The organism is Streptomyces sp. NPDC101234 (genome assembly GCF_044767525.1).
Classification (GTDB): Bacteria; Actinomycetota; Actinomycetes; order Streptomycetales; family Streptomycetaceae; genus Streptomyces; species Streptomyces sasae.
The window spans coordinates 56,205-81,759 of sequence record NZ_JBIWOA010000001.1 but is presented as its reverse complement, the minus strand read 5'-3'; the positions used below and the strand labels follow the sequence as shown (position 1 = coordinate 81,759).

Below are 25,555 nucleotides of genomic sequence, written 5' to 3'. Positions count from 1 at the left end.
GGAACCAACCACCCCGGCAACGCGTTGACCGCACCTCGGCCCGGGTACGTGTACAACCACCGCTCAGCCCGGGTACGTGTACGACCGCCGCTCAGCCCGTGTACTTGTAGGTCGCCGACGCCTGCTCGTACAGCCTGGTGACCTCGTCCCGCTCCGACTCCGGGCCGCGCACCTGCACGATGTGGTACCGCCCGTCGATCAGGAAGACCATGTTGCGCACGAACAGGTCGCCCTCCTGGCTGTCCGTCCACGTGAACTGCCCCTCGGCCGACACCTGCTGGCCCACCGTGATGGTCCGCAGCCCGCCCGCCGTGGCCCAGCTGGAGTCGCGGTACGGCTGCAGCTCCGGCTCCTTGTCCCGCTGGTACGTCATCGGGTCGTTCCCGTACGTCGCCGCGCTGTCCCGCCCGGCCACCACGATCAGCTCGAACTTCCCGTGCGAGTAGATCACCTGGCCGCTGCCGTTCCTCGGGGTGCGGCTCCAGCCCTTGGCGACGGCGACCTGGAAGCCGTCCGGGTCGTTGCGCAGGGTGAACCCGTCGCCGACGGAGGCGCCGCCGGTCGAACCGGAGGTGGTCTGCGTCTCCGTGGACGGAGTCGAGGTCGGCGTCGGGGTGGGCCTGGAACTCGGGCTCGGCGCGGTACTGACCTCGCCGGCCGCGCCCGTCCGGTCGCCGGTCCCCGCGCCGCTGTCGTCCGCGCTGCCCTTCTTGGGCAGGAACAGCATGGCGTACGCGACCGCCGCGGCCAGCAGGAGCAGGACCAGCAGAAGCAGCGTACGGCCCAGTCTGCGCGGGGACCCGGCCTCCTGCCGGGCCCGCTTGTGCCGGCCGTGGGTCGCCGGGAGCCCGGCCTTGCGCCTGCGGACCAGCTCCCCGCGGCGCCGGACGATCGGCAGCCGCTTGGGGTCGGCGGGCGGAGCGGCGACGACATACGTACCGGCGTCGGGCTCGGGCGCGGACCGCACCAGCGAACGCAGCCAGCCGCGCAGCTCCTCGAAGTCCAGCCGCTCGGTGGGGTCCTGACGCAGCAACGACTCCACGACCGGCCTGAGCGACCCGCACTCCTCCGCGAAGGCGGGCGGCTCCGAGCACACCAACTGGACCAGTTCGGCCGTCGACTCCTCCGGATACGGCGCGTGTCCCTGCACCGCGCGGAACAGCAGCGCGCCGAGCGCCCACAGATCGGTGGCCGGTCCGATGGGCGCCGCCAACTGCCAGTTCTCGTGCACCGGCCCGGCCTGCTCCGGCGCCCACCGCTCGGTCACCGGTCCGACCACGGTCATCCGCACCTGCCGCGCCCGCTCGGCGGCCAGCGCGGTGGCGGGCCCGCGCCGCCCGGGGACGGGAGCGGCCGGCTCGGCCCAGCGGACCGCGCCCTGCGCGGGCAGCACCGCCGGCTGCTGGTTCGGACGGGGGACGGGCACCTCGGCGCCGGGCGCCGGGAGCGCGGTGCGCTCCTGACCGGCCGCCACCGCCGGGCTCGCACCAGGCTGGGGGCGCGGCACGGCTCCGTGCCAGGGCGAGGGCGCGCCCCGCACACCGTACGGATCGGCGATCTGCCCGGGCGGCCCGCCCGGCCCCTGCGTCTGCGTCTGCGCCTGCGCCTGCGCCTGCCCGTTGGCGTACGGCGGTTGCGTCGCGCCGTTGGCCTGTCCCGGAAGGTACGGCGGTTGCGTCGCGCCGGTGTCGGCGTCGGCCGGCGGCCGGGCGCCGGGCAGCGCGGCCCGTCCGTTCTGCTGGGCCTCCTGGACCCGGGCCGCGGCCCTGGCCCCCGCCCGGTACGCGGCGATCGCCCCGGCCCGGGCGGCCCGGATGTCCGCGCCGGTCTCCAGCGCCCGCCGCTCCACCGCGCCCGTACCGCTCTCGCCCGAACCCTCGTCCGGACCGGCCGACGGCAGGCCACCGGCAGCCCGCGCCTGAATGGCGGCGCGCCTCGCGGCCTCGGGATCCACCTCCGGGACACCGGGCACACCGCCTTGCCCGCCGGCACCACCTTGTCCGCCGGCTCCCGCGACTGCGGAGGAACCTTCCGCCTGGCCGACCGGACGGGGACCGCCGGCCTCGCCGCCGCTGTCTCCTTCCGGAACCGGCACCGGGTCGTACCCGCACAGCGCCTCTTCCGCCGCCCCGACCGCGAGGCCGGTCAGCATCACCCGGCCGTCGTCGCAGACGAGGACCGTGCGGGCGGTGATGTTGCGGTGCACCCAGCCGTGCGCGTGCAGCACCCGCAGTGCCATCAGCACGTCGGAGGCGACCTCGGCCGCCCGGTACGGGGTCAGGGGCTGCTCGGCGAGCACCGCCGCCAGCGACCGCGCGGCGACCGCCTCGCTGACGATCCACAGCGAACCGCCCTCGGCGAACACGTCGAAGACCTGGTCGAGCCGGGGATGGTCGGGGATCCGGGCGGCGGCCTGCGCGGCCTCTACGGCGCGGCGCACCGCGGGATCGCTCGGCCGGCGTGTCGCGGTGCGGGCCGCCGGCGGTCGGCGCGTGCCGCGGTCACGGGCTGTGAACCCGTCGGGCAGCCCCTCCGCGTCGAGCACCTCCGCCTCGACCACCTCGGGCAACGGCACCTGCCGGACGAACACTTCCTGCCCGCTGTAGGTGTCGAAGGCCCGGGTCTCGGTGTGTTCGTACTCGTCGGAGGGGGGCAGCGGCAGGCGGTAGCGGTCGGCGAGCACCCGACCCGCATAGTCGTCCACGTTGCCTCCCCCGGCCGCCCGGCTGGTCAAATCCGTTCGTTTCGCGGCCCGTTCCGTATCCATACCTGGATGTGTACGGTCCGCAACCACTCACGATACGTGCCGGAGGCAATTCGCATTGTGGGGATGCGAATTTGTCACTTCGGGTCGAAGGACGCCGTCAGTGTCTTCCAGGTGTCCTTGCGCAGCTCACTGCTCCAGCCGGCGGCCGTCGCGGTGTACATCAGCGCGTACCCCTGGTCCGAGCTGACGACGAACCCCCGGTCGATCGTGTGGTACTTGGTACCGCCGTCGACGTAAGTGAACTCCCAGTCGGCCGTGTTCCAGCTCCGATAGCTCACCTGGGCTATGCGGATCTTCTGGTACTGGGAGCGCACCATGTAACGCTCCTGGTTCTCCCAGTCCGCCACCGGGTCGTCCTTGGGCGTGCTCGTCCATGCGACCAGCAGCTTCTGTCCGTCCGGCCCGGTGAACCGGTCTCCGGCGGAGCTGCCGGTCTGGAACTTCCACCCCTTGGGCAGCCCGATCGAGTACCCCTGGCCCCCCTTGTACGTCTGCACCGCCGACCCGCTGTCGCTGCCACTGGAGTTCGACGCCGAGGTGCTGTCGTCGCTCGACGCGTCCGAGCCGCTCCCGGAGGTCGAGGCGGCAGAGGTGTCCCCGTCCGTCTTGGTGCCGCCGCTGGTGTCCTCCTTGGTGGAGTCACCGCCGCCGGACCCCGAACCGGAACCGGCGCTCGCGCTCGTATCCGAGCTCGCCACCGCCTTGGAACCGCCGCTCTTGCCGCTCCCCTTGCTGTCGCTGTCGCCACCGCCCCAGGTGAGGGCGAGCACCGTACCGAGCACCGCCAGCACCACCACCACGGCGATGATCACCAGGGTCCGCTTCGGCACCACGTCGGTCAGCGGTGCCCGGGGCACGGGCCTGGGCGCCAGGTCCAGATCCGGCGGCGGCATCTGCGGCCACCCCGAACTCGCCTTCCCGGCAGTGGGCTTGCCCCCGGCCGGCGAACCGGTCGACCCGGCCGCGCCACCGGCGGCCGCACCCCCGGCACCGACGGAACCCGAACGCGCGCTCCCGGCCGAGCCCGCTCCCGAGCCGGAACCGGTGCCGCCGCCCACGCCGGTACCGGCCGAGCCGGCCGTGCTGCCCGCGTCGGCACCCGCGTCGCCGGTCTTCGTCCTGGCCGCGGCCGCGGCGCTCGCCGCCCCGGCGGCCTTCCGCACGGACCGCAGCTTCCCGCGCAGCTTCTCCCCGGCCTCCTCGCCCCGCTTGGCCCCGGCGCTCTTCTCCTCGGCCGGCGCGTCGGGCTGCGGAGGCAGCGGTACGACCCGGGTGGCGTCCGCCGGCACCTCCTCCGGCGCGTTGATCACCGAGTTGAGCATCGCCCGTGCGCCCGCGTCGTCGAGCCGCTGGGCCGGGTCCTTGGTGAGCAGCCCGTAGATGACGTCCTTGAGCGGCCCGGCGTTCTTGGGCTCCTCCAGCGGCTCGGTCATCACCGCGGTCAGCGTGGCGATCGCCGACCCCTTGTCATAGGGCGGGGCGCCCTCGACCGATGCGTACAACAGGCCGCCGAGCGACCACAGGTCGGCCGCCGGGCCGGGCTTGTGACCGCGGGCCCGCTCCGGGGAGATGTAGGAGGGGGCACCGACGAGCATGCCGGTGGAGGTGATGGACGGGTCGCCCTCCACCTGGGCGATACCGAAGTCGGTGAGCACGACCCGGCCGTCGGCCTCGGAGATCAGCACGTTGGACGGCTTCACGTCCCGGTGCAGGATGCCCTCGCGGTGTGCCGACCGCAACACGTCCAGGACCGCCAGGCCGACCTCGGCCGCGCGCCTGGGCTTCAGCAGGCCGTCCTCCCGGATGACCTCGGCCAGCGACTTGCCCTCGACCAGCTCCATCACGATCCAGGGCCGGTCGTCCTCCTCGACCACGTCGAAGACCGTCACCGCGCTGTTGTTGCGGATCCGGGCGATCGCCTTGGCCTCGCGCAGGGTGCGCGTGATCAGGCGCCGCTTCTCCTCCTCGTCGATGTTCGACGGGAACCGCAGCTCCTTGACGGCCACCGTCCGGCCGAGGGTCTCGTCCTCGGCCCGCCACACCGTGCCCATGCCGCCGCGGCCGAGCACTCCTCCCAGCCGGTACCGCCCGGCGAGAAGACGCTCGCTGTTGTCCTGACGAGTCCCCTGGCGAGAAGTACCCGCCCGCTCCGCCTCCGACATGCGTCCCCTCATGCAACCCGCCCTGACAGAGCCTCCATTGTCCCTCACCCGACAAGTGCCCAACGCCCAGGGGGCCCCTGACCGCACATCGGGGCCGGCCGATCGAAACCCCCGGTGACGAGGGCGTCACTCGGGCCGGGATGATGGGCCGCGACAAGGGAGGACCCGGATGCCGTCGCTTCGGACACTGGTGGCCATACCGGTCTCTCTTGCCCTGCTGCTCACCCCCGTGATCGCCGGTTCCGCGTCCTCGACGGAGGCCACGAACCCGTTCCTGTCACAGTTCGTCACCAAAGGCGGAGCACCCGCCGCCGCTCTCCTGGTCCACGACGGCGACGACGTCCGCTACGCGGCCGCCGGCCGGGGCATCTCCCGCGCCGACCACTTCCGCGCCGGCAGCATCACCAAGACCTTCATCGCCACCGTCGTACTGCAACTGGCCTCGGAACACCGGCTGTCCCTGTCCGACCGGGTGGACCGGTATCTGCCCGGGCTGCTGCGCGGGCGCGGCACCGACGGACGGCGGATCACCCTGCGCGCGCTGCTCAGTCACACCAGCGGGCTCGCCGACTTCACCACGGTCACCCGGGGGCTCGTCCCTCTCACCCCGCTTCAAGCCGTACGCGTCTCGCTCGCCCTCCCTTCGACCCGGCCGGGCCGCTACTCGTACTCCAGCACCAACTACGTCGTGCTCGGCATGGTCATCCGGCAGGTCACCGGTCACTCCTACGCCGTCGAGGCCCGGCGTCGCATCATCACCCCCCTCCGTCTCACGGGCACGTCCTTCCCGGGCACCCGCACCTCACTGCCCTCCCCGCACGGCCGCGCCTACGCGGCGGACGGTTCCGACGTCACCGAGCTCGACCCGCGCGTGGCCGGCGCGGCGGGTGAGCTGGTGACCACGCTCGACGACCTGGACCGCTTCTACTTCTACGCGGCGCTGCTGGACGGCGAGCTGCTGCCCCCGCGCCGGCTGCGGGAGATGCTCGACACCCGTGCCGCACATGGCGTGTACGGCCTGGGGATCTTTCCTGTGAAGCTGCCGTGCGGGACCACGGTGTGGGGGCACAACGGCCGGATCGAGGGCAGCTATGTGCGGAGCGCTGCGTCGATCGGCGGCCGTCGTGTCCTCACGTTCCGTGTGAACACGACGGCGGTGGCGGACCCGGACCTCGAACCCGCACTGCTCGCGGCCGAGTTCTGCCCTCGCAGTTGGTAGAACGGCCGGGGTCCGGATGAAGATCCCGGCCCCGGGTCGCTCGTTCGGGTGAGGTTCGATGCCTCCGGGTGGAACCGAGCGGGCCGCCGTGGGCGGAGGCCTACAGCGGGACGATGTCCGGTGCCCCCAGCCTCGCCGCGTCCGCCGTCTGGTCGTCCGGCTGGAGCTGGGACTCGCGTTCCGCCTCCACCCGCTTCTCGTAGTGCTCGACCTCGCGTTCGATCTGGTCCTTGTCCCAGCCGAGGACCGGTGCCATCAGTTCGGCGGCCTCGCGGGCGCTGCGGGTGCCGCGGTCGAAGGTCTCGATGGAGATGCGGGTGCGGCGGGTGAGGACGTCGTCGAGGTGGCGGGCGCCCTCGTGGGAGGCCGCGTAGACCACCTCGGCGCGCAGATAGTCCTCGGCGGCCGACAGCGGCTCGCCCAGGCCGGGGTCGGCGGCGACGAGGTCGAGGATCTCGTCCGCCAGCGAGCCGTACCGGTTCAGCAGGTGTTCGACGCGCACCACATGGAGGCCGGTGCGGGCGGCGATCCGGGCCCGCGCGTTCCACATCGCCCGGTAGCCCTCCGCGCCGAGCAGCGGGATGTCCTCGGTGACGCACTCCGCGACCCGCGTGTCGAGCCCGTGCACCGCCTCGTCGACGGCGTCCTTGGCCATCACCCGGTACGTCGTGTACTTGCCGCCGGCGACCACCACGAGCCCCGGCACCGGATGCGCGACCGTGTGCTCGCGGGACAGTTTGCTGGTGGCGTCGGACTCGCCGGCCAGCAGGGGCCGCAGCCCCGCGTACACGCCCTGGACGTCGTCGCGGGACAGCGGCACCGCGAGCACCGAGTTGACGTGGTTGAGCAGGTAGTCGATGTCGGCGCTGGAGGCGGCCGGGTGGGCCTTGTCGAGGTCCCAGTCGGTGTCGGTGGTGCCGATGATCCAGTGCCGGCCCCAGGGGATGACGAACAGGACCGACTTCTCGGTGCGCAGGATCAGGCCGGTCGTGGAGTGGATGCGGTCCTTCGGGACGACCAGGTGGATGCCCTTGGACGCGCGGACGTGAAACTGGCCGCGCTCGCCGATCAGCCCCTGCGTGTCGTCGGTCCAGACCCCGGTCGCGTTGACGACCTGCCGGGCCCGGATCTCGTACTCCCCGCCGCCCTCCACGTCCTGCACCCGGGCCCCGACGACCCGCTCGCCCTCGCGCAGGAACCCGGTGACGCGCGCGCGGTTGGCGGCTTTCGCACCGTAGGACACCGCCGTGCGCACGAGGGTGGCCACATAGCGGGCGTCGTCCATCTGCGCGTCGTAGTACTGGATGGCGCCGACCAGGGCGTCCTTGCGCAGCGCGGGCGCGACACGCAGGGCGTGACGGCGGGTCAGGTGCCGGTGCACGGGCAGGCCCCGGCCGTGGCCGCTGGCCATGGACATCGCGTCGTAGAGCGCGACGCCCGAGCCGGCGTACAGGCGCTCCCAGCCCTGGTGCTGGAGCGGGTAGAGGAACGGCACCGGCTTGACCAGGTGCGGGGCGAGCCGTTCCAGGAGCAGGCCGCGCTCCTTGAGTGCCTCGCGGACGAGGGCGAAGTCGAGCATCTCCAGATAGCGCAGGCCGCCGTGGATCAGTTTGCTGGACCTGCTGGAGGTGCCGGAGGCCCAGTCGCGGGCCTCGACGATGCCGGTGTTCAGGCCCCGGGTGGCCGCGTCCAGCGCGGTGCCCGCACCGACCACTCCGCCGCCCACCACCAGCACGTCCAGCTCGCGCTCGGCCATGGCCGCCAGGGACTCCGCACGCTGCTTTGGCCCCAGTGTCGCTGTCCTCACCGCTGCCTCCCGCTCTGCCGCCATCGGTCATCGCTCGTCGTCGGTCATCGGTCGGGCCGGCCGCACCGGGCAGCCGGGGCCCACCCCAAATTCTGACCGGCTTGCCCGACTTCAGCCACCACTCGCCCCCAGCCTGTGGACAACGGTCCCCGAACCCCCGGAAGACACATGAACACAATCCCGCATAACGTTCATATTTACTCCTAGTCTGACATTGCGCTTCGCTCATCCTGTCCACCGGGCTTGCGCACCTGTCCCGCTTCGGTTACTGGGAAGGACCGCCCACGCCATGCCCGCAGACCTCGCCGTCATCGGACTCGGTCCCTACGGACTGCCCCTCGCGCAGGCCGCCGTGACCGCCGGCGTCTCCACGATCGGGTACGCCACCGGTCCGGAGGCGGGTTCGCTCAGCCCCGCCGAGCTGCGCCGGATGCTCTCGGGGGGCTTCCGGGCGGCCAAGGACCCGGCCGAGCTGGGGCGGGTGCGGACGGCCGTGATCTGCGCGCCGACCTCGCGCGGCGCCGACGGTGGCCTCGACCTGAGCCAGGTGGAGGCCGCCGCCCGCACCCTGGCCGAGCGGCTTCGCCCGTACACGACGGTGATCCTGGAGTCGCCGGTCCACCCGGGCACGACGGAGGACTTCCTGCGCCCCCTGCTGGAGAACGGCTCCGGGCTCCGGGCGGGCCGCGACTTCCACCTCGCCTACTCCCCCAGCCGGGTGGACCCCGGCAACCGCGACTTCACCCCTGCCAACACCCCCAAGGTCATCGGCGGTCTCACGCCCGCGTGCACCGAGTCGGCCGCCGCGTTCTACGGCCGGCTCACCGACAAGGTGGTACGCGCGCGCGGCCCGCGCGAGGCCGAGACCGTGCAGCTCCTGGAGACCAACTTCCGGCACGTCAACATCGCCCTCGTCAACGAGATGGCCGTGCTCTGCCACGAACTGGGCGTCGACCTGTGGGACGTCATCCGCTGCGCGGAGACCAAGCCGTTCGGCTTCCAGGCCTTCCGCCCCGGTCCCGGTGTCGGCGGCCACGGCGTCTCCCAGGACCTGTCCGGCCTCGCAGGCCGCGGCCTGCGGATGGTGGAACTGGCCCAGCAGGTCAACACCCGGATGCCGGGTTATGTCGTCCAGCGCGCCGCCGCACTCCTCAACGAGCACGGCAAGTCGGCGCGCGGCGCGCGCGTGCTGCTGCTCGGCGTCACCTACAAGCCCGACCTCGCCGACCAGCAGAGCACCCCCGCGCGGGAGATCGCGATCCGGCTGATGGAGCTGGGCGCCTCGGTCAGCTACCACGACCCGCACATCTCGTCCTGGAGCGTCCTGGACCGCCCGGTCCCGCGCGCGGACTCCCTGTACGAGGCGGCCGCCGACGCCGACCTGACGATCCTGGTCCAGCAGCACCGGACGTACGACCTCCAGGGACTGTCGGTGAAGGCGCAGCTGCTGCTGGACACGCGCGGGGCGACGCCGACGGGGGCGGCACACCGGCTCTGAGCGCCGCCCGCGCCCTTCCTCCTCGCACGCCTCCTCCTCGCACGCAGAAGGCCGGTCACCCACCCGGGGTGACCGGCCTTACGGCTGCCGTGAGGCCTACCGCTTGTGCTGCGAGTCCGCCACCGTCACCTCGACGCGCTGGAACTCCTTCAGCTCGCTGTAGCCGGTGGTGGCCATCGCGCGACGCAGGGCGCCGAAGAGGTTCATGGAGCCGTCGGGGGTGTGGGACGGGCCGGTGAGGATCTCCTCGATGGTGCCGACCGTGCCGAGGTCGACCTTCTTGCCGCGCGGCAGCTCCTCGTTGACGGCCTCCATGCCCCAGTGGTGGCCCTTGCCCGGCGCGTCGGTCGCGCGGGCCAGCGGGGAGCCCATCATCACCGAGTCGGCGCCGCAGGCGATCGCCTTGGGGAGGTCGCCGGACCAGCCGACACCGCCGTCCGCGATCACGTGCACATAGCGGCCGCCGGACTCGTCCATGTAGTCGCGGCGGGCGGCGGCCACGTCGGCGACCGCGGTGGCCATCGGGACCTGGATGCCGAGCACGTTGCGCGTGGTGTGCGCGGCGCCGCCGCCGAAGCCGACGAGCACGCCCGCCGCGCCGGTGCGCATCAGGTGCAGGGCCGCCGTGTAGGTGGCGCAGCCGCCGACGATCACCGGGACGTCGAGCTCGTAGATGAACTGCTTCAGGTTCAGCGGCTCGTGCGAGGACGAGACATGCTCCGCGGAGACCGTCGTACCGCGGATGACGAAGATGTCCACGCCCGCGTCCACGACCGCCTTGGAGAACTGCGCGGTGCGCTGCGGGGAGAGCGCGGCCGCCGTGACCACGCCGGAGTCGCGCACCTCCTTGATGCGCGCGCCGATCAGCTCCTCCTTGATGGGGGCGGAGTAGATCTCCTGGAGGCGGCGGGTGGCGGTGTCGGCGTCCAGCCCGATGATCTCGTCGAGCAGCGGCTGCGGGTCCTCGTGCCGCGTCCAGAGGCCTTCGAGGTTGAGGACGCCGAGGCCGCCGAGCTCGCCGATGCGGATCGCGGTGGCCGGGGAGACGACCGAGTCCATGGGGGCGGCCAGGAACGGCAGCTCGAAGCGGTAGGCGTCGATCTGCCAGGCGATCGAGACCTCCTTCGGGTCCCGCGTACGGCGGCTGGGGACGACGGCGATGTCGTCGAAGGCGTACGCCCGGCGGCCGCGCTTGCCGCGCCCGATCTCGATCTCAGTCACGTCTGTGGCCTTTCCCTCTGCGTTTCAGCGTCTTCCAGTATCGCCGACGGGTACGGCAAGGGCGGCCCCGGTGTGTCCGGGACCGCCCTGGAAAGGCTCTGCCGACCAGTTGTGACTACTTGCTGCGGCTGTAGTTCGGCGCCTCGACCGTCATCTGGATGTCGTGCGGGTGGCTCTCCTTGAGGCCCGCGGCGGTGATCCGCACGAAGCGGCCCTTGGACTCCATCTCGTCGACGGTGGCCGCGCCCACGTAGCCCATGGTCTGGCGCAGACCGCCGACCAGCTGGTGCAGCACGTTGGCGAGCGGGCCGCGGTAGGGCACCTGGCCCTCGACGCCCTCGGGGACGAGCTTGTCGTCGGAGGAGACCTCGGCCTGGAAGTAGCGGTCCTTGGAGTAGGACTTGCCCTGGCCGCGCGACTGCATGGCGCCGAGCGAGCCCATGCCGCGGTACGACTTGAACTGCTTGCCGTTGATGAAGAGCAGCTCGCCGGGCGACTCCTCGCAGCCGGCGAGGAGGCTGCCGAGCATCACGGTGTCGGCGCCGGCCGCGAGGGCCTTGCCGATGTCGCCGGAGTACTGCAGGCCGCCGTCGCCGATGAGCGGGATACCGGCCGGGCGGGCGGCGAGGGAGGCCTCGTAGATGGCGGTGACCTGCGGGACGCCGATGCCGGCGACCACGCGGGTGGTGCAGATGGATCCGGGGCCCACGCCGACCTTGATGCCGTCGACACCGGCGTCGATCAGCGCCTGCGCGCCGTCGCGGGTGGCGACGTTGCCGCCGATCACGTCGACGTCCACGCTCGACTTGATCTTGGCCATCCAGCTGAGGGCGTTGCTGTTGTGACCGTGCGAGGTGTCGACGACCAGGAAGTCCACGCCGGCCGCGGCGAGCGCCTGGGCCCGCTCCAGGGCCTCGGGGCTGGCACCCACGGCGGCGCCGACGAGCAGGCGGCCCTCGGAGTCCTTCGCGGCGTTCGGGTACTTCTCGGCCTTGACGAAGTCCTTGACGGTGATCAGGCCCTTGAGGACGCCTTCGCCGTCGACCAGCGGCAGCTTCTCGATCTTGTGCTTGCGCAGCAGCTGGATGGCCTCGCTGCCGGAGATGCCGACGTTGCCGGTGACCAGCGGCATCGGGGTCATGACCTCGCGCACCTGGCGGCTGCGGTCGGACTCGAAGGCCATGTCACGGTTGGTGACGATGCCCAGCAGCTTGCCGTCCGGGTCGGTGACGGGCACACCGCTGATGCGGAACTTGGCGCACAGCGCGTCGGCCTCGGCGAGGGTCGCCTCCGGGTGCACCGTGATCGGGTCGGTGACCATGCCGGACTCGGACCGCTTGACCAGGTCGACCTGGTTGACCTGGTCCTCGACGGACAGGTTGCGGTGCAGCACGCCGACACCGCCGAGGCGGGCCATCGCGATCGCCATGCGGGACTCGGTCACCTTGTCCATCGCCGCGGAGAGCAGCGGGATGTTGACCCGGACGTTGCGGGAGATACGGGACGAGGTGTCGACCGCGTTGGGGAGCACTTCGGATGCGCCCGGCAGCAGCAGCACGTCGTCGTAGGTCAGCCCGAGTGTCGCGAATTTTCCGGGCACTCCGTCGACGTTGGCAGTCATGACACCTTCCCCAAATGGCCTTGAACGGTGCGGATGTCCATGCTAACGGGAAGCACGGGTCCCAAATTCCACGGTACGACTCAGCTTCGGGCTTCGTATGTTCGTACGGAAACGGGCGTACGCCTGTTCATCGGGGGCGGTTGAACCCGTTCGGCCAGGGGTGATGGAACCCGTTCGGCCAGGGGGGTTGAACCGGTTCGGCCACTGCCGGCTACTGCTCGGCCAGCGCCCGCAGCCGGCTCAGCGCCCGGTGCTGGGCCACCCGCACCGCGCCCGGTGACATTCCCAACATCTGGCCGGTCTCCTCGGCGGTGAGGCCCACCGCGATACGGAGCAGCAGCAGCTCGCGCTGGTTCTCGGGGAGGTTGGCCAGGAGTTTCTTGGCCCATTCGGCGTCGCTGCTGAGCAGCGCCCGCTCCTCGGGACCGAGGGAGTCGTCGGGGCGTTCCGGCATCTCGTCCGAGGGGACGGCCGTGGAGCCCGGGTGGCGCATCGCGGCCCTTTGCAGGTCGGCGACCTTGTGGGAGGCGATCGCGAAGACGAAGGCCTCGAAGGGACGGCCGGTGTCGCGATAGCGGGGCAGGGCCAGGAGGACCGCCACGCAGACCTCCTGGGCGAGGTCCTCGACGAAGTGCCGGGCGTCGCCCGGCAGACGGGACAGGCGCGTACGGCAGTAGCGCAGCGCGAGTGGGTGGACATGGGCGAGCAGGTCGTGCGTGGCCTGCTCGTCCCCGTCTACGGCGCGGTGGACGAGAGCACCGATCGTCCCTATGGCAGTGACCGCCTCGTCCTCGCGCATCGGTCCATGGTGCCCTGCCGCCGTCGGCTGCGTGGCACCGCGTCCGTCGTTGTGCACCGAAGCGTTATGAGCAGGTGCGCCGGCACTCATCCCCTGCGCCCTCCCCTTCCGCTCGAACGACTCGTCCCCGAGAGACTCCACACCTCAAGGATGCGGCATCCGCGCCGAAACGAGCAGCGGCCCTGTGGCGATCCGCCTTGCGGGCCCCGCCCACCAAGGGGTAGGCGGGGGCTTCCGGTCGGTCCGCATTCCCGCTGCGGCGCAGCTCACCGCCGTACTAACGGACCAGTCCCCAGCGGAAGCCGAGGGCCACCGCGTGGGCGCGGTCGGAGGCGCCGAGCTTCTTGAAGAGGCGCCGGGCGTGGGTCTTCACGGTGTCCTCGGAGAGGAACAGTTCGCGGCCGATCTCGGCATTGGAGCGGCCGTGGCTCATGCCCTCCAGGACCTGGATCTCGCGCGCGGTGAGGGTGGGCGCGGCGCCCATCTCGGCCGAGCGGAGGCGGCGCGGAGCCAGCCGCCAGGTCGGGTCGGCGAGGGCCTGGGTCACCGTGGCCCGCAGTTCGGCGCGCGAGGCGTCCTTGTGCAGATAGCCGCGGGCGCCGGCGGCGACGGCCAGGGCCACGCCGTCCAGGTCCTCGGCGACCGTGAGCATGATGATGCGCGCGCCGGGGTCGGCGGACAGCAGCCGGCGCACGGTCTCGACGCCGCCCAGTCCGGGCATGCGCACGTCCATCAGGATCAGGTCGGAGCGGTCGGCGCCCCAGCGGCGGAGGACTTCCTCGCCGTTGGCCGCCGTCGTCACGCGCTCGACGCCGGGCACGGTCGCGACCGCGCGGCGCAGCGCCTCTCGGGCAAGCGGGGAGTCGTCGCAGACGAGGACGGATGTCATGACCGCCCTCCGCAGCTGATGCGCGTCACCTTGAGCCTCCAGGCTGGTACGGAATCGTCACCTGTGCGGTCGAACGTCTCGGACGCCTGCCCGAGCGCTTGTTGCTTCAACCGCCACCGCACTCTCAACGACGGTCACTCGAAAGAGTTACGGGGCTGCATGCCGTCTTCGGCACTCTACGTGAGGGGGCGGACACGGTGGAGACATGGACGTCAGACCCTCAACTTTTCATCACATCCAATGCCCCATTTAGCCCTTTTTCTTCCCGTTTCACGGTGTCTGGGGCTAGATTGCCAATGAGTCATATTTTCATCTCTCTAGACCGGAGATGTACGGTCGTTGGCACCGTATCCGCCCAGAACGGCTACAAGGGGTCACGTAATGGCAGATTTCTCCCGCCTTCCCGGACCGAACGCGGACCTGTGGGACTGGCAGCTCCTGGCCGCCTGCCGCGGGGTCGACAGCTCGCTCTTCTTCCATCCCGAGGGCGAGCGCGGGGCGGCTCGGAGTGCCCGTGAGAACTCGGCCAAGGAGGTCTGCATGAGGTGCCCGGTCCGCGCGGAGTGCGCGGCGCACGCGCTGGCGGTACGCGAGCCGTACGGCGTATGGGGTGGCCTGACCGAGGACGAGCGCGAAGAGCTCATGGGGCGGGCGCGCAACAGGCTGGTGTCGGCATCGACAACCAGCGGCGGCTCCGCCTCGGACACCTGAAAGAACGTTTCTTCAATCTCTTGACAACCTGTTGACGATCCGACCGGCGATCGGGCACGCGTGCGTGCCCGGCACCTTCGCCGGGCACACGCGCGTGCCCGCCGCCTTTCGTCACGGCCGCCGGGCCGCCCGGCCCAGTTGCTCCAGCGTCGCCGCCACGGCCGGCACCTGCGCCAGGTCGGGCAGAGTGAGCGCGACGATCTCCCGCCGTACCGCGGGTTCCAGCGCCACCGTGCGCACCCCCCTGGGGCGCACCGACTCGACGGCCAGCTGGGGCAGGACCGCGACGCCCAGACCCGCGCCGACCAGGCCGACCACGGCCGGGTAGTCGTCGGTGGCGAAGTCGATACGGGGGGTGAAGCCCGCGCTCTCGCACACCTCGACGAGCTGTCCCCGGCAGCGCGGGCAGCCCGCGATCCAGGGTTCGCCGGCGAGTTCCCCGATGGCGACGGACTCCGCGCGGGCGAGCCGGTGCCGTTCGGGCACCAGGCCGACGAGACGGTCGGTGAGCAGCGGTCGTACGACCAGGTCCGCCCACTCCTCCGCGCCGGGCGCGCCCTCGTAGCGGAAGGCCAGCGCGATGTCGCAGTCGCCCTCGCGCAGCAGTTCGACCGACTTCGGGGGCTCGGCCTCCTCCAGGGAGACGCGGGTGCCGGGGTGGGCCGCGCGCAGGGCGGCGAGGGCCGTCGGGACCAGGGTGGAGCTGCCGCTCGGGAAGGAGACCAGCCGGACGCGGCCGGCGCGCAGGCCGGCGATGGCGGCGACCTCCTCCTCGGCCGCGGTGAGTCCGGCGAGGATGCCGGAGGCGTGCCGGACCAGGGCCTCGCCGGCCTGGGTCAGACGCATCTCGCGGCCGTTGCGGACCAGCAGCGGGGTGCCGACGGAGGCCTCCAGGGCCTTCATCTGCTGGCTGACGGCGGGCTGGGTGCAGCCCAGTTCGCGCCCCGCCGCCGAGAAGGAACCGGTGGTGGCGACGGCGCGCAGGACGCGGAGATGACGTGCCTCGATCACTCCCTGAGCATAAGGCGCACTTGGACAGGGCACCCGATATTGCGTCGACGCTTTGAGAGAGGTCCCGTACCGTCGAACCATGGAGCTTCTCTCGGTGAACCTGGGACGCGCGCGTGCGGTGGCGTACACGGACCAGAAGGACGGCGTGACCGGCATCGACAAGCGCCCGGTGGACGGGCCGGTGCGGGTGGCGGCGCCCGGGCCGAAGGGGACCACGGGCAGCGGTCTCGCCGGGGACGCGGTCTGCGACCTGCGTCATCACGGCGGTGACGACCAGGCCGTGTACGCGTACGCGCGCGAGGACCTCGACACCTGGGGCGAGGAGCTCGGCCGGCCGCTGCCGAACGGCTGTTTCGGTGAGAACCTCACGACAAACGGGCTGAACGTGTCGGATGCGCTGATCGGCGAGCGCTGGCGGATCGGTTCCGAGGTCGTACTCGAGGTCACCTCCGGGCGCATCCCCTGCCGTACTTTTCAGGGCCATCTGGGCGAGCGGGGATGGGTGAAGAGGTTCACGCGGAAGGGTGCGTCCGGTGCCTACCTCCGGGTGATCGAACCGGGTGAGATCAGAGCCGGCGACCCGATCGAGATCGTGCACCGTCCGGAGCACGGGGTGACGGCGGCGATGGAGTTCCGCGCGGTCACCACGGAGCGGGAGTTGCTGCCGCGGCTCCTTGCGGCGGGCGAGGCGCTGCACCCGGAGGCGCTGGCGCAGGCCCGGAAGTACATGGCGGCGCAGGGCGGCTGAACAGCCGTCACACATACGCCGTTCACCGGCGCTTCATCCTTCGGGAGAGCCGGTGCGCACTGCGGACGCCGTCAGTCCGGGTAACTACCCTTGGGCCATGACAACGGCTCTGATTACGGGATCGACCGCGGGGATCGGTGCCGCGTTCGCGCGGCGGCTGGCGGCTGACGGGCACAACCTGGTCCTGGTGGCACGAGACACCAGACGACTGCGCGAACAGGCGACCGAGCTGCACGACCGGCACGGCATCGAGGCGGAGGTGCTCACCGCCGACCTCGCCGAGGACGCCGGTATCGAGGCGGTGGCGGCCCGCCTGGAGGACCGCAGGAACCCGGTCGACCTGCTGGTCAACAATGCGGGCTTCGGCAACAAGGGCCGTTTCCTCGATGTGCCGATGGCCGACGAGCTGCGCATGCTCAAGGTGCACTGCGAGGCGGTGCTGCGGCTGACGGCGGCGGCGGCCGAGGGGATGCGGGAGCGCGGGCGAGGCGGTGTCGTCAACGTGGCGTCGGTGGCGGCCTTCGTGCCGCGCGGTACGTACGGCGCCTCCAAGTCATGGGTCGTCCAGTTCACCCAGGGTGCGGCGCGCGATCTCGCGGGCAGCGGGGTGCGGCTGATGGCGCTGGCGCCCGGGTTCGTCCGTACGGAGTTCCATGAGCGGGCCGGGATGGGCACGGACAACATCCCCGGCTGGATGTGGCTGGACGCGGACAAGCTGGTCGCGGCGGCGCTGGCCGATCTCGCGCGCGGGAAGACGCTGTCGGTCCCCGACCCGCGGTACAAGGTGCTGACGGGCCTGGCGAGGGTGGCACCGCGCGGCCTGGTGGGCGGGATCAGCTCGAAGACGGGGCGCAAGTACGGGCCGCAGTAGGAGCCGCGGTCGCACAGGAACCGTGGCCGGGCCGGTGGGAGGATGGGCGTGAGGGACCGGACCCAGGGGGGCCGGAGGCGGTGTCATGACGTTCGTGCAGCTCATCGAGTGCAGAACCAGCCGGCTGGACGAGATGAACCGGCTGGTCGGCAGGTGGGTCGAGCAGACCAAGGGGAAGCGGACGGCGACGCACGCGGTGGTCGGCAAGGACCGCTCCGACGCGTCGCACGTCGTCGAGATCGTGGAGTTCCCGTCGTACGAGGACGCGATGCGCAACTCGAACCTCCCGGAGACCGACAAGGTCTTCCACGAGTTGCTGGCGCTGTGCGACGAGATGCCGACGTTCACGGATCTGGACGTGGTGCGCGACGAACGGTTGTACGCCGACACCGTGCGGCGGTTCTTCGAGACGATCGCCGCGGCCGGCCCGCTGGCTCCGCTGGACGGTCTGCTCGCCGAGGACTACCACGACCACGATCCGGGGAACGAGCAGCCCACCATCGGCATGGACGCGGTCCGGCGCGAGATCGGGATGTGGCGGGGCGCCTTCGACTTCACGTTCCATGTCGAGGACCAGTTCACCCAGGACGACCGGGTGTGCACCAGATGGATCTGGAAGGGGCGGCAGAAGGCGGAGTTCCTGGGGCTGCCTAACACGCGACAGCTGGTCAAGATGACCGGGACGACGATCCACCGCTTCGACGACAGCGGGAAGATCGCCGAGGGCTGGTGGGAGTACGACCGGCTCGGGCTGATGGGTCAGCTCGGAGCACTGGACGAGCTGGAGAACTGAGACGACAGTGCCCGCAGAGCGGTACGACAATGAGTAGAGCCCGCGAGGGGCGAAGCCCCCGTTCCCGGCGGATGACCGGGAACGGGGGCTTCCTCAAGCGGTGTCGCGCACTGGGCGCGGTGTCACGCGCTGAGCGCTGTGGCGGCGCTCAGTGGGCGTGGCCGTGGGAGTGACCCGCGGCAGCCGGCTCTTCCTCTTCCTTCTTCTCGACGACCAGGGTCTCGGTCGTCAGGAGCAGGGAGGCGATGGAGGCGGCGTTCTCCAGGGCGGAGCGGGTGACCTTGACCGGGTCGATGACGCCGGCCTTGACCAGGTCGCCGTACTCGCCGGTGGCGGCGTTGAAGCCCTGGCCCTTGTCGAGCTCGGCGACCTTGGAGGTGATGACGTAGCCCTCCAGGCCGGCGTTCTCGGCGATCCAGCGCAGCGGCTCGACGACGGCGCGGCGGACGACGGCCACACCGGTCGCCTCGTCGCCGGTCTTGCCGAGGCCGTCCTCCAGGACCTTCGCGGCGTGGACCAGCGCGGAGCCACCACCGGAGACGATGCCCTCCTCGACCGCGGCGCGGGTCGCGGAGATGGCGTCCTCCAGACGGTGCTTCTTCTCCTTCAGCTCCACCTCGGTGGCGGCGCCGACCTTGATCACGCACACGCCGCCGGCCAGCTTCGCGAGGCGCTCCTGGAGCTTCTCGCGGTCCCAGTCGGAGTCGGTGTTCTCGATCTCGGCCTTGATCTGGGCGACGCGGCCGACGACGGCCTCGGAGTCACCGGCACCGTCGACGACGGTGGTGTCGTCCTTGGTGACGGTGACGCGGCGGGCGGAGCCCAGCACGTCGGTGCCGACCTGGTCGAGCTTGAGGCCGACCTCCTCGGAGATGACCGTGGCACCGGTGAGGATCGCCAGGTCCTGCAGCATCGCCTTGCGGCGGTCACCGAAGCCGGGGGCCTTGACCGCGACCGCGTTGAAGGTGCCGCGGATCTTGTTCACCACGAGGGTGGACAGGGCCTCGCCGTCCACGTCCTCGGCGATGATCAGCAGCGGCTTCGAGGCGTTGGACTGGATGATCTTCTCCAGCAGCGGCAGCAGGTCCGCGATGGAGGAGATCTTGCCCTGGTTGATGAGGATGTAGGGGTCCTCCAGGACCGCCTCCATGCGCTCCTGGTCCGTCACGAAGTACGGCGACAGGTAGCCCTTGTCGAAGGCCATGCCCTCGGTGAAGTCCAGCTCCAGACCGAAGGTGTTGGACTCCTCGACGGTGATGACACCGTCCTTGCCGACCTTGTCCATCGCCTCGGCGATGAGCTCGCCGACCTGCTGGTCCTGGGCGGACAGCGCGGCGACGGCGGCGATGTCGGACTTCTCCTCGATCGGGCGGGCCGTCGCGAGCAGGTCGTCGGAGATGGCGGCGACGGCGGCGTCGATGCCCTTCTTCAGGGCGGCCGGGGAGGCACCCGCGGCGACGTTCTTCAGGCCCTCGCGGACCAGCGCCTGGGCCAGCACGGTGGCGGTGGTCGTACCGTCACCCGCGATGTCGTTGGTCTTGGTCGCCACCTCCTTCACCAGCTGGGCGCCGAGGTTCTCGTACGGGTCGTCGATCTCGACCTCACGGGCGATCGTGACACCGTCGTTGGTGATGGTGGGCGCACCGAACTTCTTGTCGATGACGACGTTGCGGCCCTTGGGGCCGATCGTCACCTTCACCGTGTCGGCAAGCTTGTTGACGCCGCGCTCAAGGGCGCGACGGGCGTCCTCGTCGAACTTCAGGATCTTCGCCATGGGAGCGGTTCAGCCCTCTCGGAAAACGTGAGTGAAACGAGCCGCGCCCCCGACGCCCGGCTTCATGAGATCGCGGGGGCCAGGGGCGCAGTTCAAAGCAGAATGTGCTTCGGGTGAACTACTTCTCGATGATCGCGAGCACGTCGCGAGCCGAGAGGACGAGGTACTCGTCGCCGTTGTACTTCACCTCGGTGCCGCCGTACTTGCTGTAGAGCACGACATCGCCGACCTTGACGTCGAGCGGCAGGCGCTCGCCGTTCTCGAAACGGCCCGGACCCACGGCGAGGACGGCGCCCTCCTGGGGCTTCTCCTTCGCGGTGTCCGGGATGACCAGGCCGGAGGCCGTGGTCTGCTCGGCGTCGAGCGGCTGGACCACGATGCGGTCCTCAAGCGGCTTGATGGCAACCTTGGAGCTGGTGGTCGTCACGATCCGACCTCCCCCTTCGGAGATCTCACGGGGTTAACTGTCTGAGGTGGCGACCAGGTGGATCCGTCGTCGCGGGTGCCGGACCTGCCCGTCGCGTTGTTGGCACTCTCATCTGCCGAGTGCCAGAGCCGAGACTATGACCGCGATTAGCACTCGGTCAAGCGGAGTGCCAATTGCGAGCGGCGCGGCGCGGGAACGGGTGGCATCCGAAGGTCACAGGGTGACGGTGGCGTGCATCTCCCACACGAGGATCTCGGCGGGCCCGGAGGCGCGGACCCGGTGTCCGCCGGTGGCGGTGAAGCGGGCCGCGTCACCCTCGCGGAGCACCGCCGCGCCCTCCAGGTCCACCGAGCCGCGGGCGACGAACAGGTGCAGATACGGCGCCTCGGGAAGGGGCACATGCTGTCCGGGCCCCAGCCGGGCCGCGTACAGCGCGGCGTGCCGGTTGCGGATCCGGATGGCGCTCGCACCCCTGTGCCGGTCCATGCCGGACGCCACCGTGACCAGCCCGCCGGACAGCAGCTCGGCGTCGATCTCCAGCTGTTCGTAGCCCGGGGTGACGCCGGCCTCGTCCGGGACGACCCACACCTGGACGAAGTGCACGGGGTCGGCGGGGGGCCGGTCCGCGGACCGGTAGGTGTCGTTCTTCCCGGAGTGCAGGATGCCGGTGCCGGCGCTCATCCGCTGGGCCAGGCCCGGGTAGATCACGCCGGAACGGCCGCCGGAGTCGAGGGAGAACGAGTGCTTCGAGTCGAGCCAGGACAACCGGCTCGACTGCCTTCCGTCCGCGCGCCGCACCTCCATGCCGGGTGCGAGCAGTGCGCTGCCCATACCGTGCCTCCTTCCGGATTCCGGTATCGACGCCAATCCCCATGGCATGAATGTTAAAGTCATTGACTGGACAGACACCACGCGCTGGAGCCAGTGAGCTCACCTATCGCCCTCACCACGACTTGATAACTCAAGCCATGACACTCTAGAGATAGTCCTCCAGCCGCCCCACCGTCAGCCCGCTCCCCTGGATGCGCCGCAGCAGGCGCGTCGTGCGTTCCCGCAGTGTCGGGCCCGTGGCCTCGTCCGGGCCCACCAGGATGATGTCGCCGGGGAGGAGCCGCTTCTCCCCGCTGCGGTACACGACGGTGTCGGCGGTCATCGCCGCCCGCCACAGGACCACCGCCGCCACTCCGCAGTCGGCCGCCGCACGCAGGGTGGTGGTGTCGTACGTGCCGTAGGGCGGGCGGAAGAAGCGGGGGCGGATGCCGAAGCGGGACTTCAGCTTCTCCTGCTGGCCGCAGATCTCGGCGCGCTGGCCGGCGTACGGCAGTCCGGGCATGGCCGGGTGGTCGAGGGTGTGGTTCTGGACGCTCGCGCCGACCGACTGGAGCCGGGCGAAGTGGCCGTAGCCGGGGCCGACCACGCTGTCGGTGAGGAACATGCTCACCGGCAGGCGCAGTTCGCGGACCATGTCCACGAAGCGGGGGTCCTTCTCGGCGCCGTCGTCGTAGGTCAGGAAGACCACCCGGTCGGAGGTGGGGACGTGGTCGACGACCGGGGGCAGGGCGGAGTGGGCGGAGAGCGGGTGGGCCGGCGGGTGCGGGGCCGCGGGCAGGGGCGCGGTCAGGCCCCAGTGGCGGTACGGCTGTTCACCCGTCGAACTGTGCGGCCGTACCCCCTCCGCGGCCTTCTTGCCCAGCCGTTCGATGGGATCCACGGACTGGGCACAGCCCGCGAGGAGGAGGGCGGCGGCGGTCAGGAGCGCCGCCACCGCCCTCGGGCGGCTCACAGGTAGTCCTCCAGGCGCGCCACCGCGTACCCCTCGCGTGTGACCTTGTTCAGGAAGCGCCGCATGTCGTCGACCATCGTGCCGTTCCACTCGTTCAGGCCCCGGAAGTGCGTGAGCACGATGTCACCGGGGTGCAGGCTGCGGTCGTCCTCGCGGTACTCCCAGTGGTCGACGTACACCTCCTCGTCCCAGATCGGCGCGTACTTGATGCCGCAGGTCTTGGCGGCGCGCAGGGTGTCACCGTTGTAGTTGCCGTAGGGCGGGCGGAAGACGGTCGGGGCCTTGCCGAACTCCCTCTTCATGATCGTCTGCATGTCACAGATCTCGTGCTTCTGCTCCTCGTAGGTCAGACCCGGCAGATAGGGGTGGGTCAGGGTGTGGTTGTTCAGGGTGTGACCCTCGGCCTGCATCTTGCGGAAGTAGCCGTAGTCGTCCTTGACCAGGTAGTTGCTGAGGAACGCGGTGTACGGGATCCGCAGGTCGCTCATCATTTCGAGGAACCGCGGGTCCTTCTCCGCGCCGTCGTCGATGGTGAGGAAGACGACCTTCCGCTTGGTCGGGACGGTGGTGAAGACCGGGGGCAGGTCGTCCTCCACCTGCCCGTCCACCTCGAAACCGTTGCGCGCGGCGATCCTCGGCTTGTACGTCGGCGGGGCCGGGGGCCGGAGCGGGACCGCGTCCAGGTCCCACTTCCTGGCGGCGGCGACCAGGGCGGCGTGGGAGTCGGGAGCGGCGGCATGGTGCGGCTGCTGACCGGCGGCGGGGCGCACGGCGGAGTCGCCGCCCGGTCCCGCGCAGCCGGACAGCAGGGCGGCGACGGAGGCGACGGACAGGAGTCCCACCACGCCCGCCCTCAACCCATTTTTGTCATTTTGTACGACTGCTTGCATGAAGCCGGATCCTTCCAGGCCCCCGCCCGGAACCCGGGCAGACACCGCCGCCCGAGGCGGACCATCCACCGACTGGCCGACAATGAACCGGTGAACGAACCGGTGAACCTGGCGAACGACCACCTCGCCCCCCTCCTCACCCCCGAGGGCCGCGCCCTCCTCGACGAGGTGCGTGGCACCGCACCCGCCGACGAACTCGCCGTGGCCACCCGGCTGCGCCGTGAGCACCCCGCCGAGCTGGTGTCGGCGGCACTCGCCCAGGCCCGGCTGCGGCAGCGGGCGGCGGCGAAGTTCGGGGACGCGGACGCGGACCGCATGTTCTTCACACCGAACGGGGTCGAGCAGTCGACGCGGGCGAGCGTCGCCGCGTACCGGGCCGAACGGCTGACGGCGCTCGGGGTGACCTCGGTCGCCGACCTGTGCTGCGGGATCGGGGGCGACGCGATCGCCCTCGCGCGGGCCGGGATCAGGGTGCTGGCCGTGGACCGGGATCCGGTGACGGCGGCCACCGCCCGGGCGAACGCCGAGGCGCTCGGGCTCGCCGGCCTGATCGAGGTCCGCGAGGCGGACGTCACGGAGATCGACACGGCCGGCTACGACGCCGTCTTCGTCGACCCCGCCCGGCGCGGCGGCCGGGGCCGCATCTTCGACCCGGAGGCCTACTCACCACCCCTGTCCTGGGCGGTCGGAGCCGCGTCGACGGCCCGGGTGGCCGCGCTGAAGATCGCCCCCGGCATCCCGCACGAGGCGATCCTGGCGGACGCCGAGGCGGAGTGGATCTCGGACGCGGGCGATGTGAAGGAGGCGGTCCTCTGGTTCGGGACGGCACCGGGGGCGATGCGGGCCACCCTGCTCCCCGGCCCGCGCACCCTGCTCGGCAGGGGCCTGCCCGATCCGCACGTCCGGCCCGTCGGCCGCTACCTCTACGAGCCGGACGGCGCCGTCATCCGCGCCCACCTGGTCGCCGAGGTCGCCGAACAGCTCGACGGCGGCCTGATCGACCCGACGATCGCGTACATCACGGCCGACGGACTCCACGCCACCGACTACGCGTCGGCGTACGAGATCACCGACCGACTCCCCTTCAACGTGAAGAAGCTGAAGGCCCTGCTGCGGGAGCGCGAGGTCGGAAGCCTGACCGTGAAGAAGCGGGGTTCGGCCGTGGAGCCGGAGGAGCTGCGCAGGAAGGCCCTTCCGAAGCCGCAGGGGCGGAACTCGGCGACCGTGATCCTGACCCGGGTGGCGGGGGCGCCGACGATGCTGCTGGGCCACCCGGCTCGCCCCTAGAGGTCCCTACACCTCCCCCGCCCGCCGTCGCAGCAGCTCCCGCTCCCGCTCGTTGCGTGCCAGCCCCGCCGCCCGCTCGAACTCCGCGCGGGCCTCCTCCGTACGGCCCAGGCGGGCGAGCAGGTCGCCCCGCACGCTGGGCAGCAGGTGGTAGTCGCGGAGGGTGGGTTCGTCCGTCAGCCGGTCCACGATCTCCAGACCGGCCGCCGGCCCCCGAGCCATCGACACGGCGACGGCCCGGTTCAGCTCGACGACAGGGGACGGGGACCGGACGGCCAGCAGTGCGTACAGGGTGGCGATGGCCGTCCAGTCGGTCTCCTCGTACGTGTAGGCGTGCGCGTGGCAGGCCGCGATGGCCGCCTGCAGGGCGTACGGCCCCGGGGCCCCGGTGGCCGTGGCGTCGGTGCGGGCCAGGGCCCTGATGCCGCGGGCGATGAGCATGCGGTTCCAGCGGCGGCGGTTCTGGTCCCTGAGGAGGACGGGCTCGCCGTCGGGACCGGTACGGGCGGCCGTGCGGGAGGACTGGAATTCGAGGAGCGAGGTGAGCGCGTGCACCTCCGGTTCCTTCGGCATCAGGGAGGACAGCACACGGGCCAGCCGCAGGGCGTCCTCGCAGAGCGAGGGGCGCAGCCAGTCGTCGCCCGCCGTGGCCGCGTAACCCTCGTTGTAGATCAGGTAGATGACGTCCAGGACCGAGCCCAGACGGGCGTCGCGGTCGGGGCCGTACGGCACCTCGAAGGCGATGTTCCTCGTCGCGAGGGTGCGCTTGGCGCGGACGATGCGCTGGGCGATCGTCGGCTCGGGGACGAGGAAGGCGCGGGCGATCTCGGCCGTGCTCAGACCGCCGAGGAGACGCAGGGTGAGCGCCGTGCGGGCCTCCGGGGACAGCACCGGATGACAGGCGGTGAAGACCAGCCGGAGCAGGTCGTCGTCGATGTCGTCCGGGTCGGCCGGCTCCTGCGGCGGGGCGGTGGTCTCCGTGCTGCGGCCGATCTCCGCGAGCTTGCGGGCGTAGTTCTCCCGGCGCCGGACCAGGTCGACGGCGCGGTGGCGGGCGGTGGCCATGAGCCAGGCGCCCGGGTTGTCGGGCACACCGTCGCGGGGCCACTGCTCCAGGGCGGCGACGAGGGCGTCCTGCGCGAGCTCCTCCGCGATGCCGACGTCCCGGACGATCCGGGCGACGCCGGCGATCACGCGGGGCGATTCGAGCCGGAAGACGGTCTCGATGGCGTGGCGGGGGTCGGCCTCGGCGGGGGGCTGTGTGCTCACAGCCCCCC

21 protein-coding genes are annotated in these 25,555 nt (G+C 71.3%); 7 read left to right on the top strand and 14 right to left on the bottom strand.

All coding sequences use genetic code 11. From position 1 onward, the window contains the following. Window positions 1–91: 91 nt before the first annotated feature. Both ACIRR9_RS00425 and ACIRR9_RS00420 read right to left on the bottom strand, forming a co-directional pair. Window positions 92–2,704, bottom strand: coding sequence for a protein kinase (locus ACIRR9_RS00425; protein WP_403746005.1), 2,613 nt, complete (start codon window positions 2,702–2,704; stop codon window positions 92–94). Between the two features lie 137 nt (window positions 2,705–2,841). Then, window positions 2,842–4,929 carry a serine/threonine-protein kinase gene (locus tag ACIRR9_RS00420; RefSeq protein ID WP_403746002.1) on the bottom strand — a complete coding sequence of 696 codons (2,088 nt, stop codon included), beginning with the start codon at window positions 4,927–4,929 and terminating at the stop codon, window positions 2,842–2,844. A gap of 169 nt (window positions 4,930–5,098) precedes the next feature. Between ACIRR9_RS00420 and ACIRR9_RS00415 the strand changes: the two genes are divergently transcribed. Beyond that, a complete protein-coding gene (locus ACIRR9_RS00415; protein WP_403745999.1) occupies window positions 5,099–6,148 on the top strand; it encodes a serine hydrolase domain-containing protein in 1,050 nt (349 codons plus the stop codon). A 100-nt stretch (window positions 6,149–6,248) separates the two neighbouring features. Here the strand turns inward: ACIRR9_RS00415 and ACIRR9_RS00410 are convergent, their stop codons facing one another. After that, window positions 6,249–7,955 carry a glycerol-3-phosphate dehydrogenase/oxidase gene (locus ACIRR9_RS00410; RefSeq protein WP_403745996.1) on the bottom strand — a complete coding sequence of 569 codons (1,707 nt, stop codon included), beginning with the start codon at window positions 7,953–7,955 and terminating at the stop codon, window positions 6,249–6,251. 289 nt (window positions 7,956–8,244) lie between these two features. On the opposite strand from ACIRR9_RS00410, the gene ACIRR9_RS00405 reads away from it, so the two are divergent. Further along, complete coding sequence (locus ACIRR9_RS00405) at window positions 8,245–9,453, top strand: nucleotide sugar dehydrogenase (RefSeq protein ID WP_403745993.1); 1,209 nt, start codon at window positions 8,245–8,247, stop codon at window positions 9,451–9,453. A gap of 96 nt (window positions 9,454–9,549) precedes the next feature. Here ACIRR9_RS00405 and ACIRR9_RS00400 read toward each other — a convergent pair whose 3' ends face one another. The 4 genes from ACIRR9_RS00400 to ACIRR9_RS00385 all read right to left on the bottom strand — a co-directional run bounded on the left by ACIRR9_RS00400 (window position 9,550) and on the right by ACIRR9_RS00385 (window position 13,983). Beyond that, window positions 9,550–10,674, bottom strand: coding sequence for a GuaB3 family IMP dehydrogenase-related protein (locus ACIRR9_RS00400; protein ID WP_123974749.1), 1,125 nt, complete (start codon window positions 10,672–10,674; stop codon window positions 9,550–9,552). 115 nt (window positions 10,675–10,789) lie between these two features. Then, window positions 10,790–12,295, bottom strand: coding sequence for an IMP dehydrogenase (gene guaB, locus ACIRR9_RS00395; RefSeq protein WP_403745990.1), 1,506 nt, complete (start codon window positions 12,293–12,295; stop codon window positions 10,790–10,792). Window positions 12,296–12,506: 211 nt separating this feature from the next. Beyond that, window positions 12,507–13,094 carry a sigma-70 family RNA polymerase sigma factor gene (locus ACIRR9_RS00390; RefSeq protein ID WP_123974751.1) on the bottom strand — a complete coding sequence of 196 codons (588 nt, stop codon included), beginning with the start codon at window positions 13,092–13,094 and terminating at the stop codon, window positions 12,507–12,509. Window positions 13,095–13,371: 277 nt separating this feature from the next. After that, the gene (locus ACIRR9_RS00385) at window positions 13,372–13,983 is read right to left on the bottom strand and encodes a response regulator transcription factor (protein ID WP_003948568.1); all 612 of its coding nucleotides are present in this window, start codon (window positions 13,981–13,983) and stop codon (window positions 13,372–13,374) included. A gap of 381 nt (window positions 13,984–14,364) precedes the next feature. On the opposite strand from ACIRR9_RS00385, the gene ACIRR9_RS00380 reads away from it, so the two are divergent. Next, entirely contained in the window at window positions 14,365–14,694 is a 330-nt protein-coding gene (locus ACIRR9_RS00380; protein ID WP_123974752.1) for a WhiB family transcriptional regulator, read from the top strand. A gap of 111 nt (window positions 14,695–14,805) precedes the next feature. Here ACIRR9_RS00380 and ACIRR9_RS00375 read toward each other — a convergent pair whose 3' ends face one another. Further along, window positions 14,806–15,705, bottom strand: coding sequence for a LysR family transcriptional regulator (locus tag ACIRR9_RS00375; protein WP_365341422.1), 900 nt, complete (start codon window positions 15,703–15,705; stop codon window positions 14,806–14,808). A 79-nt stretch (window positions 15,706–15,784) separates the two neighbouring features. On the opposite strand from ACIRR9_RS00375, the gene ACIRR9_RS00370 reads away from it, so the two are divergent. From ACIRR9_RS00370 to ACIRR9_RS00360, 3 genes are all read left to right on the top strand, one after another. Next, window positions 15,785–16,453 (top strand): MOSC domain-containing protein, encoded by a 669-nt coding sequence (locus tag ACIRR9_RS00370; protein ID WP_403745985.1) that lies wholly within the window; start codon window positions 15,785–15,787, stop codon window positions 16,451–16,453. Between the two features lie 97 nt (window positions 16,454–16,550). Continuing rightward, window positions 16,551–17,324, top strand: a complete 774-nt coding sequence (locus ACIRR9_RS00365) for an SDR family oxidoreductase (protein ID WP_365341426.1) — start codon at window positions 16,551–16,553, stop codon at window positions 17,322–17,324. An 85-nt stretch (window positions 17,325–17,409) separates the two neighbouring features. Continuing rightward, window positions 17,410–18,117, top strand: coding sequence for an ester cyclase (locus ACIRR9_RS00360; protein ID WP_403745982.1), 708 nt, complete (start codon window positions 17,410–17,412; stop codon window positions 18,115–18,117). Window positions 18,118–18,265: 148 nt separating this feature from the next. Here the strand turns inward: ACIRR9_RS00360 and groL are convergent, their stop codons facing one another. The 5 genes from groL to ACIRR9_RS00335 all read right to left on the bottom strand — a co-directional run bounded on the left by groL (window position 18,266) and on the right by ACIRR9_RS00335 (window position 22,991). Then, window positions 18,266–19,891: a chaperonin GroEL gene (groL, locus tag ACIRR9_RS00355; protein WP_365341430.1), complete on the bottom strand. Its 1,626-nt coding sequence runs from the start codon at window positions 19,889–19,891 to the stop codon at window positions 18,266–18,268. A 118-nt stretch (window positions 19,892–20,009) separates the two neighbouring features. Then, window positions 20,010–20,318 carry a co-chaperone GroES gene (gene groES, locus ACIRR9_RS00350; protein ID WP_066995800.1) on the bottom strand — a complete coding sequence of 103 codons (309 nt, stop codon included), beginning with the start codon at window positions 20,316–20,318 and terminating at the stop codon, window positions 20,010–20,012. Window positions 20,319–20,531: 213 nt separating this feature from the next. Beyond that, the gene (locus ACIRR9_RS00345) at window positions 20,532–21,149 is read right to left on the bottom strand and encodes a pirin family protein (RefSeq protein ID WP_403745979.1); all 618 of its coding nucleotides are present in this window, start codon (window positions 21,147–21,149) and stop codon (window positions 20,532–20,534) included. 145 nt (window positions 21,150–21,294) lie between these two features. Continuing rightward, complete coding sequence (locus tag ACIRR9_RS00340; protein WP_403745976.1) at window positions 21,295–22,101, bottom strand: polysaccharide deacetylase family protein; 807 nt, start codon at window positions 22,099–22,101, stop codon at window positions 21,295–21,297. Then, complete coding sequence (locus tag ACIRR9_RS00335; protein ID WP_403745973.1) at window positions 22,098–22,991, bottom strand: polysaccharide deacetylase family protein; 894 nt, start codon at window positions 22,989–22,991, stop codon at window positions 22,098–22,100. Before ACIRR9_RS00335 ends, ACIRR9_RS00340 begins: the two co-directional genes overlap by 4 nt. Between ACIRR9_RS00335 and ACIRR9_RS00330 the strand changes: the two genes are divergently transcribed. Beyond that, window positions 22,974–24,278, top strand: coding sequence for a methyltransferase domain-containing protein (locus ACIRR9_RS00330; RefSeq protein ID WP_403745971.1), 1,305 nt, complete (start codon window positions 22,974–22,976; stop codon window positions 24,276–24,278). The genes ACIRR9_RS00335 and ACIRR9_RS00330 overlap by 18 nt on opposite strands. Before the next feature lie 6 nt (window positions 24,279–24,284). Here ACIRR9_RS00330 and ACIRR9_RS00325 read toward each other — a convergent pair whose 3' ends face one another. Continuing rightward, on the bottom strand, window positions 24,285–25,547 hold the full coding sequence (locus tag ACIRR9_RS00325) for an RNA polymerase sigma factor (protein ID WP_403745968.1): 1,263 nt from the start codon (window positions 25,545–25,547) through the stop codon (window positions 24,285–24,287). Window positions 25,548–25,555 lie beyond the last annotated feature (8 nt).